General features: G+C 63.5%; 16 protein-coding genes. 7 read left to right on the forward strand and 9 right to left on the reverse strand.

All coding sequences use genetic code 11. The annotated features are described in order from the left end of the window. Positions 1 to 39 precede the first annotated feature (39 nt). The 3 genes from A3E1_RS0103860 to A3E1_RS0103875 all read right to left on the reverse strand — a co-directional run bounded on the left by A3E1_RS0103860 (position 40) and on the right by A3E1_RS0103875 (position 4,091). Positions 40 to 1,275, reverse strand: coding sequence for a hypothetical protein (locus tag A3E1_RS0103860; protein WP_026208059.1), 1,236 nt, complete (start codon positions 1,273 to 1,275; stop codon positions 40 to 42). Positions 1,276 to 1,284: 9 nt separating this feature from the next. Then, on the reverse strand, positions 1,285 to 2,829 hold the full coding sequence (locus A3E1_RS0103865; RefSeq protein ID WP_026208060.1) for an alkaline phosphatase D family protein: 1,545 nt from the start codon (positions 2,827 to 2,829) through the stop codon (positions 1,285 to 1,287). A gap of 329 nt (positions 2,830 to 3,158) precedes the next feature. Then, positions 3,159 to 4,091 (reverse strand): ArsR/SmtB family transcription factor, encoded by a 933-nt coding sequence (locus tag A3E1_RS0103875; RefSeq protein ID WP_020519427.1) that lies wholly within the window; start codon positions 4,089 to 4,091, stop codon positions 3,159 to 3,161. A 168-nt stretch (positions 4,092 to 4,259) separates the two neighbouring features. Here A3E1_RS0103875 and A3E1_RS0103880 point away from each other — a divergent pair, with 168 nt between their 5' ends. Together A3E1_RS0103880 and A3E1_RS0103885 are read left to right on the forward strand one after the other, a co-directional pair. Beyond that, on the forward strand, positions 4,260 to 4,667 hold the full coding sequence (locus tag A3E1_RS0103880; RefSeq protein ID WP_157631298.1) for a hypothetical protein: 408 nt from the start codon (positions 4,260 to 4,262) through the stop codon (positions 4,665 to 4,667). 632 nt (positions 4,668 to 5,299) lie between these two features. After that, a complete protein-coding gene (locus A3E1_RS0103885; RefSeq protein WP_020519429.1) occupies positions 5,300 to 6,253 on the forward strand; it encodes a DUF1214 domain-containing protein in 954 nt (317 codons plus the stop codon). Between the two features lie 304 nt (positions 6,254 to 6,557). Here the strand turns inward: A3E1_RS0103885 and A3E1_RS0103890 are convergent, their stop codons facing one another. The 3 genes from A3E1_RS0103890 to A3E1_RS0103900 form a co-directional block, all read right to left on the reverse strand. After that, complete coding sequence (locus tag A3E1_RS0103890) at positions 6,558 to 7,124, reverse strand: Uma2 family endonuclease (protein ID WP_020519430.1); 567 nt, start codon at positions 7,122 to 7,124, stop codon at positions 6,558 to 6,560. A gap of 1,244 nt (positions 7,125 to 8,368) precedes the next feature. Further along, positions 8,369 to 8,815, reverse strand: a complete 447-nt coding sequence (locus A3E1_RS0103895) for a hypothetical protein (RefSeq protein WP_020519431.1) — start codon at positions 8,813 to 8,815, stop codon at positions 8,369 to 8,371. Positions 8,816 to 8,825: 10 nt separating this feature from the next. Continuing rightward, positions 8,826 to 9,317 carry a hypothetical protein gene (locus tag A3E1_RS0103900; RefSeq protein WP_020519432.1) on the reverse strand — a complete coding sequence of 164 codons (492 nt, stop codon included), beginning with the start codon at positions 9,315 to 9,317 and terminating at the stop codon, positions 8,826 to 8,828. A 300-nt stretch (positions 9,318 to 9,617) separates the two neighbouring features. Here A3E1_RS0103900 and A3E1_RS44390 point away from each other — a divergent pair, with 300 nt between their 5' ends. Genes A3E1_RS44390 through A3E1_RS0103920 form a run of 4 tightly spaced genes read left to right on the forward strand, consistent with a single transcriptional unit; the run spans position 9,618 to position 10,974 of the window. Then, positions 9,618 to 9,848: a hypothetical protein gene (locus A3E1_RS44390; protein ID WP_026208062.1), complete on the forward strand. Its 231-nt coding sequence runs from the start codon at positions 9,618 to 9,620 to the stop codon at positions 9,846 to 9,848. Next, positions 9,832 to 10,215, forward strand: a complete 384-nt coding sequence (locus tag A3E1_RS44395; RefSeq protein WP_026208063.1) for a GAF domain-containing protein — start codon at positions 9,832 to 9,834, stop codon at positions 10,213 to 10,215. The genes A3E1_RS44390 and A3E1_RS44395 overlap by 17 nt, the downstream gene beginning before the upstream one ends. 53 nt (positions 10,216 to 10,268) lie before the next feature. Continuing rightward, on the forward strand, positions 10,269 to 10,646 hold the full coding sequence (locus A3E1_RS44400) for a GAF domain-containing protein (RefSeq protein WP_020519433.1): 378 nt from the start codon (positions 10,269 to 10,271) through the stop codon (positions 10,644 to 10,646). Continuing rightward, a complete protein-coding gene (locus tag A3E1_RS0103920; protein ID WP_020519434.1) occupies positions 10,630 to 10,974 on the forward strand; it encodes a histidine kinase in 345 nt (114 codons plus the stop codon). The genes A3E1_RS44400 and A3E1_RS0103920 overlap by 17 nt, the downstream gene beginning before the upstream one ends. Before the next feature lie 206 nt (positions 10,975 to 11,180). On the opposite strand, the gene A3E1_RS45900 is transcribed toward A3E1_RS0103920, so the two are convergent. Beyond that, positions 11,181 to 11,396, reverse strand: a complete 216-nt coding sequence (locus A3E1_RS45900; protein ID WP_083929349.1) for a rhodanese-like domain-containing protein — start codon at positions 11,394 to 11,396, stop codon at positions 11,181 to 11,183. 11 nt (positions 11,397 to 11,407) lie between these two features. Continuing rightward, on the reverse strand, positions 11,408 to 12,007 hold the full coding sequence (locus A3E1_RS0103925; RefSeq protein WP_020519435.1) for a TetR/AcrR family transcriptional regulator: 600 nt from the start codon (positions 12,005 to 12,007) through the stop codon (positions 11,408 to 11,410). Positions 12,008 to 12,061: 54 nt separating this feature from the next. Between A3E1_RS0103925 and A3E1_RS0103930 the strand changes: the two genes are divergently transcribed. Further along, on the forward strand, positions 12,062 to 12,421 hold the full coding sequence (locus tag A3E1_RS0103930; RefSeq protein WP_020519436.1) for a cupin domain-containing protein: 360 nt from the start codon (positions 12,062 to 12,064) through the stop codon (positions 12,419 to 12,421). Between the two features lie 799 nt (positions 12,422 to 13,220). Here the strand turns inward: A3E1_RS0103930 and A3E1_RS0103940 are convergent. Then, positions 13,221 to 13,478, reverse strand: coding sequence for a hypothetical protein (locus A3E1_RS0103940; RefSeq protein WP_020519437.1), 258 nt, complete (start codon positions 13,476 to 13,478; stop codon positions 13,221 to 13,223). Positions 13,479 to 13,509: the final 31 nt, after the last annotated feature.

Genomic DNA, 13,509 nt, shown 5'->3' on the forward strand with positions numbered 1-13,509 from the left:
GGGGGGCGGCTACTGGCCGCCCCCCCTTTGTTGTCGTCCTCACCAGCTGGTGTTGAAGATTCCCACGCCCAGAATGATTTGGTCGCCGGTGTTGCCGTCGGCATCATCCGTGTAGGCGACACCGACCTCGCCGTACGGTGAGACCGCAACGGTCAGCTGCTCTTGCTTGCCGGCGGTGGCCAGACTGAGCCGCTGCACTTCGAGGCGGCCCGCTGGCGAACCGTCAGGGTTGAACCCCCGCACCCACACGTCAAGGTCGCTAGCTTGTGCCGTCCACGCCACCACAACGCCACCCTGCTCGTCCAAGCCGACCCGCGGTGTTAGCCCGCCGCCCGCCACCTCGACCTCGCTGTGCGACGGGGAACCGCTGAGCTGAAACGAACGGGCCCAAACCCCAGCCGCACCACCGTGATCGGACTGCCACGTGACAGCGAACCTGCCGGCATACGTCGCCGCGATCGATGGGCTGGTCTGCTGACCCGCAACGTTCTCGTTGGCCACGCCGTGGGTGCCGATAACAGATCCCAACCGGGACAAGTTGACCCGCCCGATGTTGTAATCGCCGTCGGCGTTGGCATCTTCGTCCCACACGACCCAGGCATCTCCGCCCGCCGTCACCGCGACGTCGGGCTGATGATGCTGCCCGCCGGGCTGCGATGCCGTGACCTCATACGCGCGAGTTGCCGGATCGCTGTAGCGCGCCGCCTTGATCGTGGCCGGGTTCGACCCTTGAATGTCTTCCCAGACAACGGTAAACGCGGTCTTCCCGCCTTTAGGAGACCCGTCGGGATCGACGGCCACCCTCGGATTGATCTGCTGCCCCGCGTGGTCGCTGTTGGCATAGCCTGAACCGGTCACATCGCACGAGGTGTTAAGCACACGGTAGGCCACATTGAAGAAGCCGTTCCCGTCCGGATCGTGCGCCCACACGACGACGGCATTGCCACTGTCGTCAAGGCCAACGTCGGGCATGATGTGGCGCCAGTTCGCACCACTGGTGCCGCCGGCCGACAGCTTGATCTCGCAAACCGGCGTACCCAGGCGGAACAGCCGGTAGAACACGTCACTGTGCACGTTACTCGCATAGTCGGTGTCCTGATCGTGCTCCCAGACCACGCCCACATGCCCATACCGGTTCGTGGCGATAGACGGACTGTCCTGGTCGCCTTTGGCCGCATAGTTGGCGTCCTGCCACATAGGACTGGCGACGATCGGCTCACCGGCGACACCCAAGGCCATCGAACCAGTGAGGGCTACAGAAATAAGCGCCTTCATCGCGTACCCCTAAATTGCCTGAAGGCCGGGCTGGCCGTCGAGAATGACGAATGATTTCAGCGTGGTGGCCGTGGCACCATGCTCACCAACCTGGCTGACGCGGCGAAAGTCGGCCTGAATCTGGCTTGGGCTAATGGTTGTGCGCACATAACCGCGGGTGCGGCCAAAGAACTTGATGTGCGGATTGGCTGCGCCGTTGGGAATTTCGGTGCTCAATGCCTCGTCCCCGACCGAACTCACCGACGTCGTAATGAGTTCGGCACCGATGACGCGCGAGTTCGCGGAACCATAGTCGGCCTTCAGATCATTGGCCCAGTGCTGATGAACATCGCCTGTCAGCACGACCGGATTGCGTGTTTGCCTTTGCACCCAGCCATTCTGGATGCGAGCCCGGGAGGCCGTGTAGCCGTCCCACTTGTCCATCGACACCTCCCCATTGGTATCGAGGTGCCTGGCAAAGAACACCTGCTGGCCGATGAGATCCCAGGTGGCGGAGTGTTGCGCCAAACCGTCGAGCAGCCAGTCTTCCTGCGCTATGCCGGGCAAAGTGCGTGACGTCCCTTCACCGCAACTCGGTGGCTGCCTGCCATCTCCGCAGGCTTGATCCGTGCGGAACTGGCGTGTGTCGAGCATGTGGAACGTCGCGAGCTGACCCCAGTGCACCCGGCGGTAGAGCGGGATGCTGTTGCCGTTGTATTTCTGCGCCGGCCGAAGCGGCATGTTCTCGTAGAACGCCCGATAGGCTGCGGTTCGCCGTTCGATCCACTCCTGCTGGCTCAGAACCGGGGATTCCCCGGTGTTTCGTACCATACCCGCATAGTTGTTCTCTACTTCGTGATCGTCAGGCACCACAAGCCACGGCGCGATCGCATGCGCGGCTTGCAGATCGGGATCTGACTTGTACTGCGCATAACGCCGCCGGTGATCGGCCAGTGTCTGAAGCTCGCCGCCAACATGGATCCGTGGCCTGCCAGCGGTCGCGGCACCCTCATAAATGTAATCCCCGAGGAACAGAATCAGTCCTGGATCGTCTTCGACCATACGCCGGTGGGCGTTGTAGTACCCCATCTCATAATGCTGGCAAGACGCGAATGCCATCACCAGATCGCGGCCGTTGGTCCCCGGCGCCGGAGCCGTTCGAGTCCGACCCACCGCAGAGATGTGCCCCTGAGCCCGGAACCGGTAGTAGTAGTCGGAATCAGGGTTCAGCCCGCCCGCGACAATATGCACCGAGTGCGCGTCGGCAGAACGCGCTACCACCGACCCGGAAGCCGTCAGGGTGGTAAATCTGTCGTTTGTGGACACCTGCCAGTCGACCGTGACGTCGGCGGTTGGCATCCCGCCAAAACCGCTGGAGTGCAAGGGTGTCGGTGCCAGCCGGGTCCAGAGCACAACGCTGCTGGAATCCGGCTCGCCTGAGGCGACGCCGAGCTTGAACGGGTACGCAATGGTGGCCAGCCCATTCGCTTTGGATCCGTTCGGCATGGTTAACGCAAACGCTCCGGCCGTCGCCACTCCACCGAGGACAAACGTCCTTCGGTTTACTTTCTTCATGACTTGTCAACCTCGTCTCGGTCATCACCCGGGCGTGAATGCGCATGCCCGGACGAGGACGCTGTCTGCGCCCAGCAGAAACTCTTGCCGGACCTGCCGTGGAATCGGTTGACACCTTGCTGACAAGCAGCAGTGCTAACGTCCAAGGGGGGCAGTCAGTTCCACATGACGTCCATCCGGCTCGACCTGAAAGACAGACAGGTGGCTCACGTTTGCCTGCACGCACGGGTCAATTTGGTGAGCCTCGCGAGCTGCTTGGCTCACCTTCGGCGGTCGTGCTGGCAGGCGACGGTCATGTGCGGCTTAAAGTGAGTTATTGTTTCAGTGCGTCAGCTTGGTTTGCGTTGGTACAGCATGTAATGGCCTGCTCGGCGCCGCGTTATGAGACCTGCTTGGTGCAGCACACGAAGGTGATAGGACACTGTCGATGGTGCGACATCGTGGCGGGCGCTCAATTCGGCCGTTGACCGTGCGCGGTCTAGATCGGCGAGCAGGCTTGCCCTGGTATCACCATAGAGCCGGGCGAGCACGTGCGGATTCCGGCCTGCGTTCGGCGCGAGGCTTGCGGCCGGATAGTTGATAACGGCCGGGCCCTGACCGCATATCTTCGCGGTGACCTTCGGCCAGCTGAGCACGGTGGGTGACAGTACCAGCTCCCGGTCGCCCAGCGTGACATCCTCCTCGTGCCGGCCAAGCTCGATCAGGAGAGAGTCGCCGGTCCAGCTGATGGCTGGATGCAGTGTTTCGAGCATTCCTGCTAGTCCCTGGCTTGCCATGGTGTGCATGCGTGCCAGAAGGTCTGCCTCCATCGAGTCATGCAGCGAACTCCAGCCGTCGGCAAGAGCGTGCCTCCAGAACGTCCTCAGTCCGTTGGCGGCCCGGCGGCCGAAGACGCCGGCGTCGACAGCCTCGCGGACAGTGGCTGGCACTTGCCGGCGGTAGTGCCCGACGCGTTCAATTTGTTCGGCAATCGCTTCCTGCGTGGTGCTGCTGATCATGTCTGTATCCAGCACCGATGACACGAGCCCCGGTAGTGGTGCGGGAGTGAGCAGATCTGGTGCGTAGGCCGGGGACAGCGAGCTGGCGACCAGCGCCACGTCGGGATGCCGCAGAGCCGCGCGGGCAGCCGGGCTGTGCGCCCCGAACAAAGGGTGGCTGCGCCCCATAGCAAGCAGCCAAAGCCACACGGTGATTTCGGCAGCGGGCGATAGGGCCAGCCTGGTGCGCGCTACTGCGCTAGCCGTCATGCGCAAGGTGAGCATGCACCGCATCCAATCAGATTCGCGAATCTGGAGGAGAGATTCGACCTTGTTCGAATCATTTTCGGCGCCGCGCCAGCCGTGCTGTTCTCGTCAGGCACGCCGCTTTTCGCGGAAAGCCAGCATCCGAAGGAGATCTCCTTGCTAGGTCAACGAAAATCAGCGATTGCCATGCTGAGTCTGCTCTTGGCGAGCCTGATAGTCATTCCCGGGCCAGCGGCCTCCGCCGTCTCGGCCAGCCCTCCAAACGCGACAGTACGCCAGCCAATGTCCAGCCAGGAAGACGCCGGTACTCAGGCATGTCAGACACCGACCAGCACAGGCGGTGCGAAGGTGCAATTCTGCTACTCCTACGGCGAAGGTCGCGACTTCACCGGTGGCCGCATGCCGATGTGGCTCGTCACCGGGACCGTCTACGGAGAAAGCTTCGGGCAGGTCAAGTGGGTCAACACCGACGGGACCGCCGTGTGGCAGAGCACAGCCAGGCCGACTTTCGTCGTGTTCTTTCCGTGGTGCGCCGAGCGGCCACAGTTCCGGGCATGCAATTCCAATGGTTGTGGAGCATGGGTCAGCGCCTGACCTAAGCAGCAAGGGACGGTCCATAGCGGACCGTCCCTTGAGCGTCTCTTGGATATGGCTGGCAGATGGTTCTCAGGTTTGGGCAGCTGGTTAGTCATAGAACTCTTTTACGATCCATGGCCAGACGGTTTTCGGGCGGCCTTGATCGTGAATCATGACAAGTAGCTAACCTTGACCTGGCCGGCGTGGGATCCTAACTATGCCGACGATGTTTCAGCGCCCGACGCGCGCGCGATGGTCGAATGGCTGCGCCGGCCCTTATTCTCACCAATCTATGGCTGAGAATTCTGAGGTGGGGGCGTGTTTTTAATCGAAGATGTCGCAGGCGTCCTGGGTCTAGCCGGCCAGCCCTGCGGACACGGCAGAGCCCGCAAGCACCGCACGGCGGCCGGCTCGTGGCGCTACCCGTTCCGCTCAGCATGTGCTGCCCAACAATGGATTGTCGGCCAGCCACTTGCATGTCTCCACAGGCCGGGGCTCACCCCGGCCGGCCAGCCACACGGTTTGCACCGGAGGCTATGCGCGGACGATCGCGGTGATCGACGCGAGTTTGCCTACCTCCGACTTCCGTGCTGCAAGCCATGACTGTCGATATTCGCCTGCATCGTGCCGTATCCCGGCATGATGAGGGCATGGCGGATGTGGTAGCGGTCAACGCCGACAACTTCGTAAGGGCCGAGACCGACCGGATGTTCATGGCGATTCTGGCCGACACCGGCGGAGTCAACCAGTGGAAGCACAACCGGACGCCTACACCCCTGGACCACCAGCCGGTGATCCGGCAGAACCGCGATACGCTCTACAGCGCCGCGCTAGCCGACATCAGTGCAGGCGCGAAACTCACGATTCCGGACAGCGCGGGGCGCTATCTATCGGTCATGCCGATCAACCGCGACGGATACGTCAACACCGTGTATCACGACCCCGGCGAATATACGCTGACCACAACCGAATTCGGCACCGACTACCTGGTGCTGGCCGTGCGAGTGCTCGCCGATCCCGCAGACCCAGCCGACATCGCCAACGCCAACTCCCTTCAAGACAAGATCACTCTAGAAGCGCACTCCGCACGCCCGTTCAGCATGCCGAACTATGACAAAACCAGTTTCGACGCCACCCGCAACGCGCTGCTACAGCTCGGCAGAGGCCTGCCCGACATGGCTCACGCTTTCGGCTCCCGTGCCCAAATCGACCCCGTACGCCATCTCATCGCCTCCGCCGCGGCCTGGGGCGGGTTACCCGACGCGGCAGCGCACTACATCAACGTCGACCCGGGCCTGCCCGTCGGCGAATACACGCTCACCGTCCGCGACGTACCCGTGGACGGGTTCTGGTCCATATCGGTCTACAACGCCGATGGCTACTTCCCAACAGACGCCGGCGACAAAGTCAGCATCAACAACCTCACCGCCCAGCACGACCCCGACGGCGCGGTCACCATCCACTTCGGCGGCGACCCCAGTCTTCCCAACCGGCTGCCCGTGATGCCCGGCTGGAACTACATGGTCCGCCTCTACCGGCCCCACCCCGAAATCCTCAACGGCACCTGGCAGTTTCCCGCCGTCCAAACACACCAGTCGCAATAGGGACCGAAGTCTGGGGACGATCGATTGGCACAACCGCGTCCACCGAACCCACGCCCTGGCAAGGACCTGTGCCACCTGATCGTCCCTGCCCCAGTAAACAGCCGCTCCCGCGCCGAAGGTTTGTTGGCACCGGACAAGGCGCTGCGGGACCGCGGCACTGACGAGCAGGTGGTGAAATGCCGCACGGAACCCGTACGAAGCGAAGGAGACCACGCATTCACGCAGCATCACCACCCGCTGGCCCGCACAAGCTGCGGATCGCGAACACGGGTTTGGAGAAACAGTCCCGGCTTACTGGTGACTTCTAGATCTTGGTGAGGTCGATCGTGACCGGGAACGGCGCAGCCGTGGTGACCACGCCGGTGAAAACTTCAGTCTCGCGGTATTTCGTAGCGGCCTTGTCGAGCACGTAGGTGTAGACGATCGGGATACCGGTGAGCGCCTGTTCGATGCGCCAGTAGAACTGGATACCGGCTTTGGCGTACTGGTCGAGTTTGACGATGCGGTCGGTGGTCTCCGACCCAGGCGAGACGACTTCGGCGACCATGATGACGTGTTCAGGCCGGGTCGGGCTGACATCGAGGGTGTCGGCCCGGTAAACGATCACGTCAGGGCGCCGGTTGAGTAACGGCACATCCTGCAGGCGCAGGTCGAAGTCGGTATCGGCGTTCCACTCAGGTCTCGCCGCCGCGTCCAGTGCGTTCGCCACCACCCTGGCGATCCGGTTGTGGCGTTTCGACGCGCTCGGGCTCACGACGATCATCCCATCGACGATCTCAATACCGGCACACTGCTCGGCAGACCACGAGTCGTACTGCTGCGCGGTCACCAGCTCGTGCATCCACGGCGGGGCGATAGCTTCAGCACTCACCGCTCACCTCCCGCGTCGAAGAACTTAACCGACGTTTCGCCACGCTGAGTATCGTACCGACCCGGCCACGCTCGCGACGTCACGCACCCGCCAGGCGAAGATCCGAACTGTAGCCGCGTTTTGTCAAATTTAGTAGCTTTGGGTGTCATTGGCTTCCTGTGAAGCTGTCTCACCTGCACGGTAGCCACTCAATTTGCCGATCAGCTGGCGCCCAGGAAACTGGCATCACGAGCGCGGCGTACCCACAGCCGTGCATGCGTTCCGCGCACCGGAAATGCTTCTGCACGGCAACGGTGGCACAAGATGACCCTGCGGGAGGAAATACTTGACCGGGTGGGCGCGTTCGCCGACCATGCGACCGCCCAGGGAGCAATCGAGAACTCCTGAACCTGTCAAGCAACGACAGGCGCCACATGGTCCAACATGTCGAGGAGCCGCACACTGACACCCGGGAAGCTGGCCCGGCCCAGATCGCGCCGGCCTCTAGACAAAAGCCGCAGGCTTCGGATCGTCAGCCAGCTCAGCCGACGGCCGGCGCATCATTGCCATATTTAGTCTTTTCGCCCGCAACTGTCGTCTTTGCAGGCATTTATGTGACCCGGAAGGTCACTGCCCCAGGGTGGCACGGGGAACTATGTTGGAAGCGCTCCCATCCCTCCCTTTGGAACCCGGCGCCGTCCTTGTGACGGCGCCGGGTCTGCCAAAAACCACGCTGTGACACCCCTCCGGGCAGGGCGGGCCCTCATGCGTGCTTGTGGCCGATACGTGTGCCACGGCGTAACGACCTGGCATCGGCGCATCCCGCCTCCTATGCCGTGGGGTGCATGTGAGCGGAGCGGCCTACACAAATTTTGATGCGCCAACATGGTGCTCGCCGTGCCGCTGCGTCGGCTGTAAAGCGGCGCAACGCACAACGCCCGGCCTACTTGTGGAACAAGGCGGAAAGCCCGGGCTCCCAGCCCACGCCCGTAAGGCAAGTCTGGGAGACCCGGTTGCCGCTAACGTAACCGGCCCGGCTGCTGCGGCGGTAGACGCGCGCTTGTTTGGTGCCCGGCCAGGAAAGTAAGGCTCTGGCTCGCCGCAGGCTTGCTGGCCAGAGCACATCCGGCCAGACACCGTCAGTGCCACAAGCGCAGGACACGGCGGTGCCGCCAGGTCAGCGTGGTGTTGGAGGCCGCGTGGCGTTGCTGATGCCAGGACGCGCCGCATACACGAGCGTTGGCCAGCGCGGCCGTGATGCGTGTTTAGATCCAGGACGCCTGCAAGATGCTGCCGTGGAAGAACGTCAGTGGCAGGTTCTGGCCATTGGCTCGTGCGGGTGTCGTCCACTGCACGTATGGCAGGTTGCCGATGGTGGTGACGAACTCCCAGTGGCTCGGGTCGGTTTCCGAGACGCCTGGGGTGTAGCGCGGGCAGAAGTAGAGCGACAGCGGTGCCCCCATGACGCAGAATGCTTCGCCTGGTTTTCGCGGGTTGACATAGACGTTCCACGGCTGCGGGGTGAAAGCGTTTCGGCTAATGGCTGGGCTGTCTTCTGTGTGCTGGGGTCCGGGCTCGTGCCCGGTTCCGTGACAGTGTCCGCACCAGGCCATTGTGGCGGTGGCGGCGCCGCTGGTGACGCCGGTCAGATCGGCTGGCATGCCCGTGCGGGCGACCAGCCCGGTGCCTCCGCAAAGTGTGCAGGGAGACATGGCTGGCTCCTCACATTTCCGCAGCGATACGGGCGCAGGCCGGTGCGCCAACAGCTTCGGCTTCGGCAACGACTAGGTCACCTGCCGCAGAGTAGGCCTCGAACAGGTCGCTGGCGGCTGGCTCCCCGCGGTCCATCGCGATGGCAAGCTGCTGGCCAATGCTGGCCAGGTCCTGCAGTGCCTGCGTGAGTGGCTCAAGCTCGCGTGAGCCTGTGCGCTCAAGTGCTTTGACCGCCTCGCCTATGGCCTCGTTCGCAGCCACTTGGCTCCCGACGGGATCTGATGTTTTGAGCCGCTCGTAGTAGGCGATCGCATTCTGGCAGATCCGCTCAGCGATAGTGGCGGTATTGCCTGGGCTGGCAGACGGGGCCACGTTCAGCGTATTCCTGGTGGTTTCGGTGCTGCGAGGGCTTTCGGACGCGGCGCAGGCGCTGGCCAGAATCGCTATGGTCGCTGCAGTTAGCCACCGCGCGGCTCGTGTGCCGTATTTGGCATTCGCCATGACCTGCTCCTTGACCTAATGTCCGATATAAAGCCAACTATCCTATTCATAATCTTTCCTTGTCTTACGCTGTGCGTGGTACGGCAAAGAGTCCTCCAAACCTGGGCCGAACGTCACGGTGCAGGTTTCTTAGACGCGCAGTTGAAGCCGCAGCTTGAGGTCACTGGTCTGCCGGGGCTCGCCTTTGAGCGCCAAAATTCCGCGCCCGGTTCATTGAGGTTGGCGCATTACTTCCATTGCGGGCGTGCAGGTCGTTGTGGAGACTGTTTCGGTATCCCTTTCGGGTGGTAAGGGGGTGTTGTGGAAGGCGTAACGGCACCGGGGCCAGGAAACGGTGCGGATGAGCAGATCAGTTTTCCGGCTGCGGCACGGCTGGAGCTAGATGAGCTGCTTGAGCAGCTGGTGGACCGGGCGCGTGATGTGCAGCAGACACAAAGCAGGCTGCGGGGGCTGCTTAACGCCTACCGGGAGGTGACCCGCGACGGTCGACCTGGAAAGCGTCTTACGGCGGATCATGGAGGCCGCACGTGACCTGGTCGACGCCCGCTACGCCGCACTTGGCGTGACCCGCGAAGGCGTACTGACCAGGTTCCTGCACACCGGCATGGACCCGCATACCGTCGAGGCGATCGGCCACTTGCCCGAGGGCAAAGGTGTGCTCGGCCTGCTGGTCAACTATCCGCAAACGCTGCGGCTAGCCGATATCGCCGACCATCCGGCATCGGTCGGATTCCCGGAGAACCACCCGCCCATGCGGTCTTTTCTCGGGGTGCCCATTGTTGCCGGGGACCAGATCTTCGGAAACCTCTATCTGTCGGAAAAAAGCAGGCCAGCGAGTTCACCAGCGACGACGAAGAACTTGTCATCGCACTGGCCGCGATCGCGGGGACGGCGATAGAGAACGCGACGCTGTTTGACCGGCTGCGCCGCCGGGAGGCATGGCAGGAAGCAATGGTTACCCTAACCACTGGTGTCCTGTCCGACAGCGACCCCCAAAGCGCGCTCTCGGCCCTGGTACGGCATGCCCGCGAAATCGTGAATGCCAAAGGTGCCGCGGTTTCGGTCCCGGTGGAAGGCGAACATGAATGGCGCATCGCGGTGTCGGTAGGGACCCTCACCCGCTGGCAGGACAAGCGGATCCCGCTGGAAGGATCCATCACCGGCGAAGTTGTCATGGTGGCCGACCCCGGCACCGACGACCGCACCCACGAAACATGGCCAGACGCCCTCGGCGTCGTCGGCCAATCCGTTGCCGTGCCGCTTCGCGGCGAACGTGGCACCAGCGGCGTGCTCATCCTGGCCCGCGGCCCAGGTGAGCCAGACCTTTGACGCCCTCGACATCCAGATCATCCGCGGCACGGCCGCCCACGCCGGCCTGGCCCTCGAACTCGCACAGGCCCGCCGAGACCAGGAGGCCCTGCTCGTACTGCAAGAACGCGCAGACATCGCTGACGACATGCGTGAACACGTCATCAGCTCCCTGTTCGGCCTGGCCCTCGACCTGCAAGTCACCGCCGGTAAAACCATCAAACCCGAAGTCAGCCAAGCGATCCAGCAGCACGTCGAAACCACCGACCAGATCATCAAAGAGGTGCGGGCGGCGGTGTTCCGGCTCAAGCCATCCATCCCACGAGATGAGGGCACCGGCGAGGACTAAGCAAATGCGCGCCACGGCCTGGGCCGCAGCCGGATTACGTCGCGCGGTAGTGCGAAAGCTGGCTGCCGTGCGGCCGGTGGTATCACCGGCGCGGGGCCGAGAGGATGTCTGTACGGTGCGCTGGCCTGAAGGTGGGCCGCATCCACTCCCATTGCCTGTGTGCAACCCGCCGGCACGAAGGCCGGCGGGTTTGCCGTTGCCTGGTGCTATGGCACTGGATGCAAGGTGGCTTGCCATGCGGTGTAGCTGCCGAGGAGGTCGGACACGTCGGGGTGGCCCGTCCGGCGTAACAGGGATGCGGCGACGGAGGACCTGTAGCTGCCGTCGCAGTGCAGCACAACAGGTTTGCTGTCGGGGGCCTCGCTGATGCGGGCAGTTGCCGCGTGTACGCATAGGCCGTCAATGCCTGTGCCTGCAGCCATGGAAGGTCGAGTCAGCGTTTCGAATCAGCCAGGGCCGCGTCGAGGAGGGCCAGTGCCGTGTGCCGGATCGTTTCGGCTGCTTGCTCCGGGGTGAGGCCCGCGATGTCGAGCAGCCAGATCAGTGTTTCGATGCCGGTGGCCGAGCGGATCGCGATGGCGAGCTGTCTGATGTCGACGTTCTTTTCTTTGTCGCGCAGGGGCGCGAGCGCGTCTTCGATCCAGCCGATGGCGCGACCTTGGCGCAGCACCGGCTTTTCTGCCGCCAGTTTTTCCAACGATAGCCGCAGGGCGGTGCGCAGCTGCGGCTGATAGGTGAGGTTGTAGCGGGTGAACTCTGTCATGAAGGCTTCGAGGCGGGCCCTCGGCTCGGTCGGGGCATCGTCGGCGAGCAGCGTGTCGGGCTGGATCTGTGGCTGCGCCCCGAGCAGCAGCGAGCGCTGATTCGGAAAGTAACGGTAGGCGGCGGTGCGGGAGATGCCTGCCCGCGCGGCCGCGTCTTCGACTCTGGGGGTCTGACCCTGGGCGAGCAGTTCCCGCGCCGCTTCCACCAGCGCCTGCCGGGTGCGCTCCTTCTGCTTGGTGCGTCCGCCGCGTTCATATGGCACTGCCATACCGTTATGGTACTCTAGTCCCATAACGGTTCGCACGGAGGGCAGGCAAGGGCGATGAGCAGTCAAGATCCCACGATCACCGATCCAGGGCTTTACCGGCTGGTCTTCGAAAACGAGCGTGTCCGGGTCCTGGAATATCGCGATCGCCCAGGCGATCAGACCCATCCACATCGGCACCCCGACAGCGTTATGGTGACGCTCAGCGCGTTCACCCGGCGCGTCTCCAACGGCGGTCGCGAAGGTGGCCGTGAGGTCGACGTCGAGCTCGCAGCGGGCGAGGTGCGGTGGTTGGGCGCGCAGGAGCACGTCGGCCACAACATCGGCGACACGGACACCCACACGATCTTCATCGAGCTCAAGGGCGAGCCGTCCACCACCGACAGTCCACTCGGGCCGGTCGATCCCAGCCTGTAGACGTCAACTCGCCGCACCCTTGGCCACCATACAATCGAGGCGCGTCAGCAGATGCCGGGCGATCTGCTCTCCGGTCGTCCACTCCAGAGCGGGACCGGGGCCGACCGTGCCGCGCATTGGCCGCCGACCGGCAGAAAGGCGCGAGCCTTGCGCGGTGACGTTCAAATTCGCCAGACGCAGAGGATCTGGGTGACCGCATTGCAGCCTGGCGGCCTAGGCGAACTCGACCGGGTCGGCCGGGTCGTCGACGGCAAACCAACCGGTGAAGTCACCTACGGACTCAAGCCAGGACAAGCACGCGCACTCAGGTCCGTTCTCAATGCCGCAAGCCTAGGAGGTCGAAGCCGCCACGGCCTCATCCCAGTCGCCCCAGAAATTGCGATGCCAATTGAAAGGCACGGCAGAACCACGACCTGGCCTGCGCGACCCCATCATCACGGCAATAGGCCTCGACCCCTCACGTCCTTACTGAGTACACACCCGTATTGATGACGCGTTGAGCCCTTCCCACGGCCGTTTCGCAAGACGCTTGAGCTCTACTTCACTTGATGGGTTGGGATCGACCGTGGTAGCCACGAACCGTGGCAGGACGCTGCTTTCGAAGCGGGGAGGGCACAGACCCGGTCGCCAGTAGGGGTGGGGACGTAAATGCCGGTTCCCCAGCAGATGCCCGCAGTGGCACGCAGGTACGCGCCAGGCATGCTCTGCTCGTCTCTAGCAGCGCCGCCACCGTGCACCCGGAAGCCGCCGCGAGTGAGCACGGTGATTGCTGGGCCCAGCTCGGCTTCTATTGCATCGTCTATTTCGTCGCGCGCCAAGCCTGGGCGCCGTACCAGGCAAAGGCGACCGCGAACATGAGTCGCTGCAGCAGGCCAGCAGCCTGCGGCCAGACGCTCATGCTTAGCGGGATGAGCACCGAGGCGCCAACGGCGATCCAGTCCAGCAGCAATGGCGAGGACGGCCGCTCTTTGGGGCTGTGGACACTAGCAGCGACGATGCCCAGGGCGAATGCGAAACCCATCGCCGTAGCGGCGGCAGAATGAAGCAGGTCTTCCATGCAGTCGAACGATCCGCTAGCTGGACGATGC

The sequence above is a fragment of the Catelliglobosispora koreensis DSM 44566 genome (assembly GCF_000379685.1).
Classification (GTDB): domain Bacteria; phylum Actinomycetota; class Actinomycetes; order Mycobacteriales; family Micromonosporaceae; genus Catelliglobosispora; species Catelliglobosispora koreensis.

Coding starts and splice junctions, on each gene's coding strand:
- A3E1_RS0103895 (WP_020519431.1), bottom strand. CDS start 8,815: ATGTCTCCCTGCACACTTTGCGGAGGCACCGGGCTGGTCGCCCGCACG.
- A3E1_RS0103885 (WP_020519429.1), top strand. CDS start 5,300: ATGGCGGATGTGGTAGCGGTCAACGCCGACAACTTCGTAAGGGCCGAG.
- A3E1_RS0103880 (WP_157631298.1), top strand. CDS start 4,260: ATGCTGAGTCTGCTCTTGGCGAGCCTGATAGTCATTCCCGGGCCAGCG.
- A3E1_RS0103900 (WP_020519432.1), bottom strand. CDS start 9,317: ATGGCGAATGCCAAATACGGCACACGAGCCGCGCGGTGGCTAACTGCA.
- A3E1_RS44395 (WP_026208063.1), top strand. CDS start 9,832: ATGGAGGCCGCACGTGACCTGGTCGACGCCCGCTACGCCGCACTTGGC.
- A3E1_RS0103865 (WP_026208060.1), bottom strand. CDS start 2,829: ATGAAGAAAGTAAACCGAAGGACGTTTGTCCTCGGTGGAGTGGCGACG.
- A3E1_RS0103940 (WP_020519437.1), bottom strand. CDS start 13,478: ATGGAAGACCTGCTTCATTCTGCCGCCGCTACGGCGATGGGTTTCGCA.
- A3E1_RS0103875 (WP_020519427.1), bottom strand. CDS start 4,091: ATGCTCACCTTGCGCATGACGGCTAGCGCAGTAGCGCGCACCAGGCTG.
- A3E1_RS0103930 (WP_020519436.1), top strand. CDS start 12,062: ATGAGCAGTCAAGATCCCACGATCACCGATCCAGGGCTTTACCGGCTG.
- A3E1_RS44400 (WP_020519433.1), top strand. CDS start 10,269: ATGGTTACCCTAACCACTGGTGTCCTGTCCGACAGCGACCCCCAAAGC.
- A3E1_RS0103925 (WP_020519435.1), bottom strand. CDS start 12,007: ATGGCAGTGCCATATGAACGCGGCGGACGCACCAAGCAGAAGGAGCGC.
- A3E1_RS45900 (WP_083929349.1), bottom strand. CDS start 11,396: ATGGCTGCAGGCACAGGCATTGACGGCCTATGCGTACACGCGGCAACT.
- A3E1_RS0103860 (WP_026208059.1), bottom strand. CDS start 1,275: ATGAAGGCGCTTATTTCTGTAGCCCTCACTGGTTCGATGGCCTTGGGT.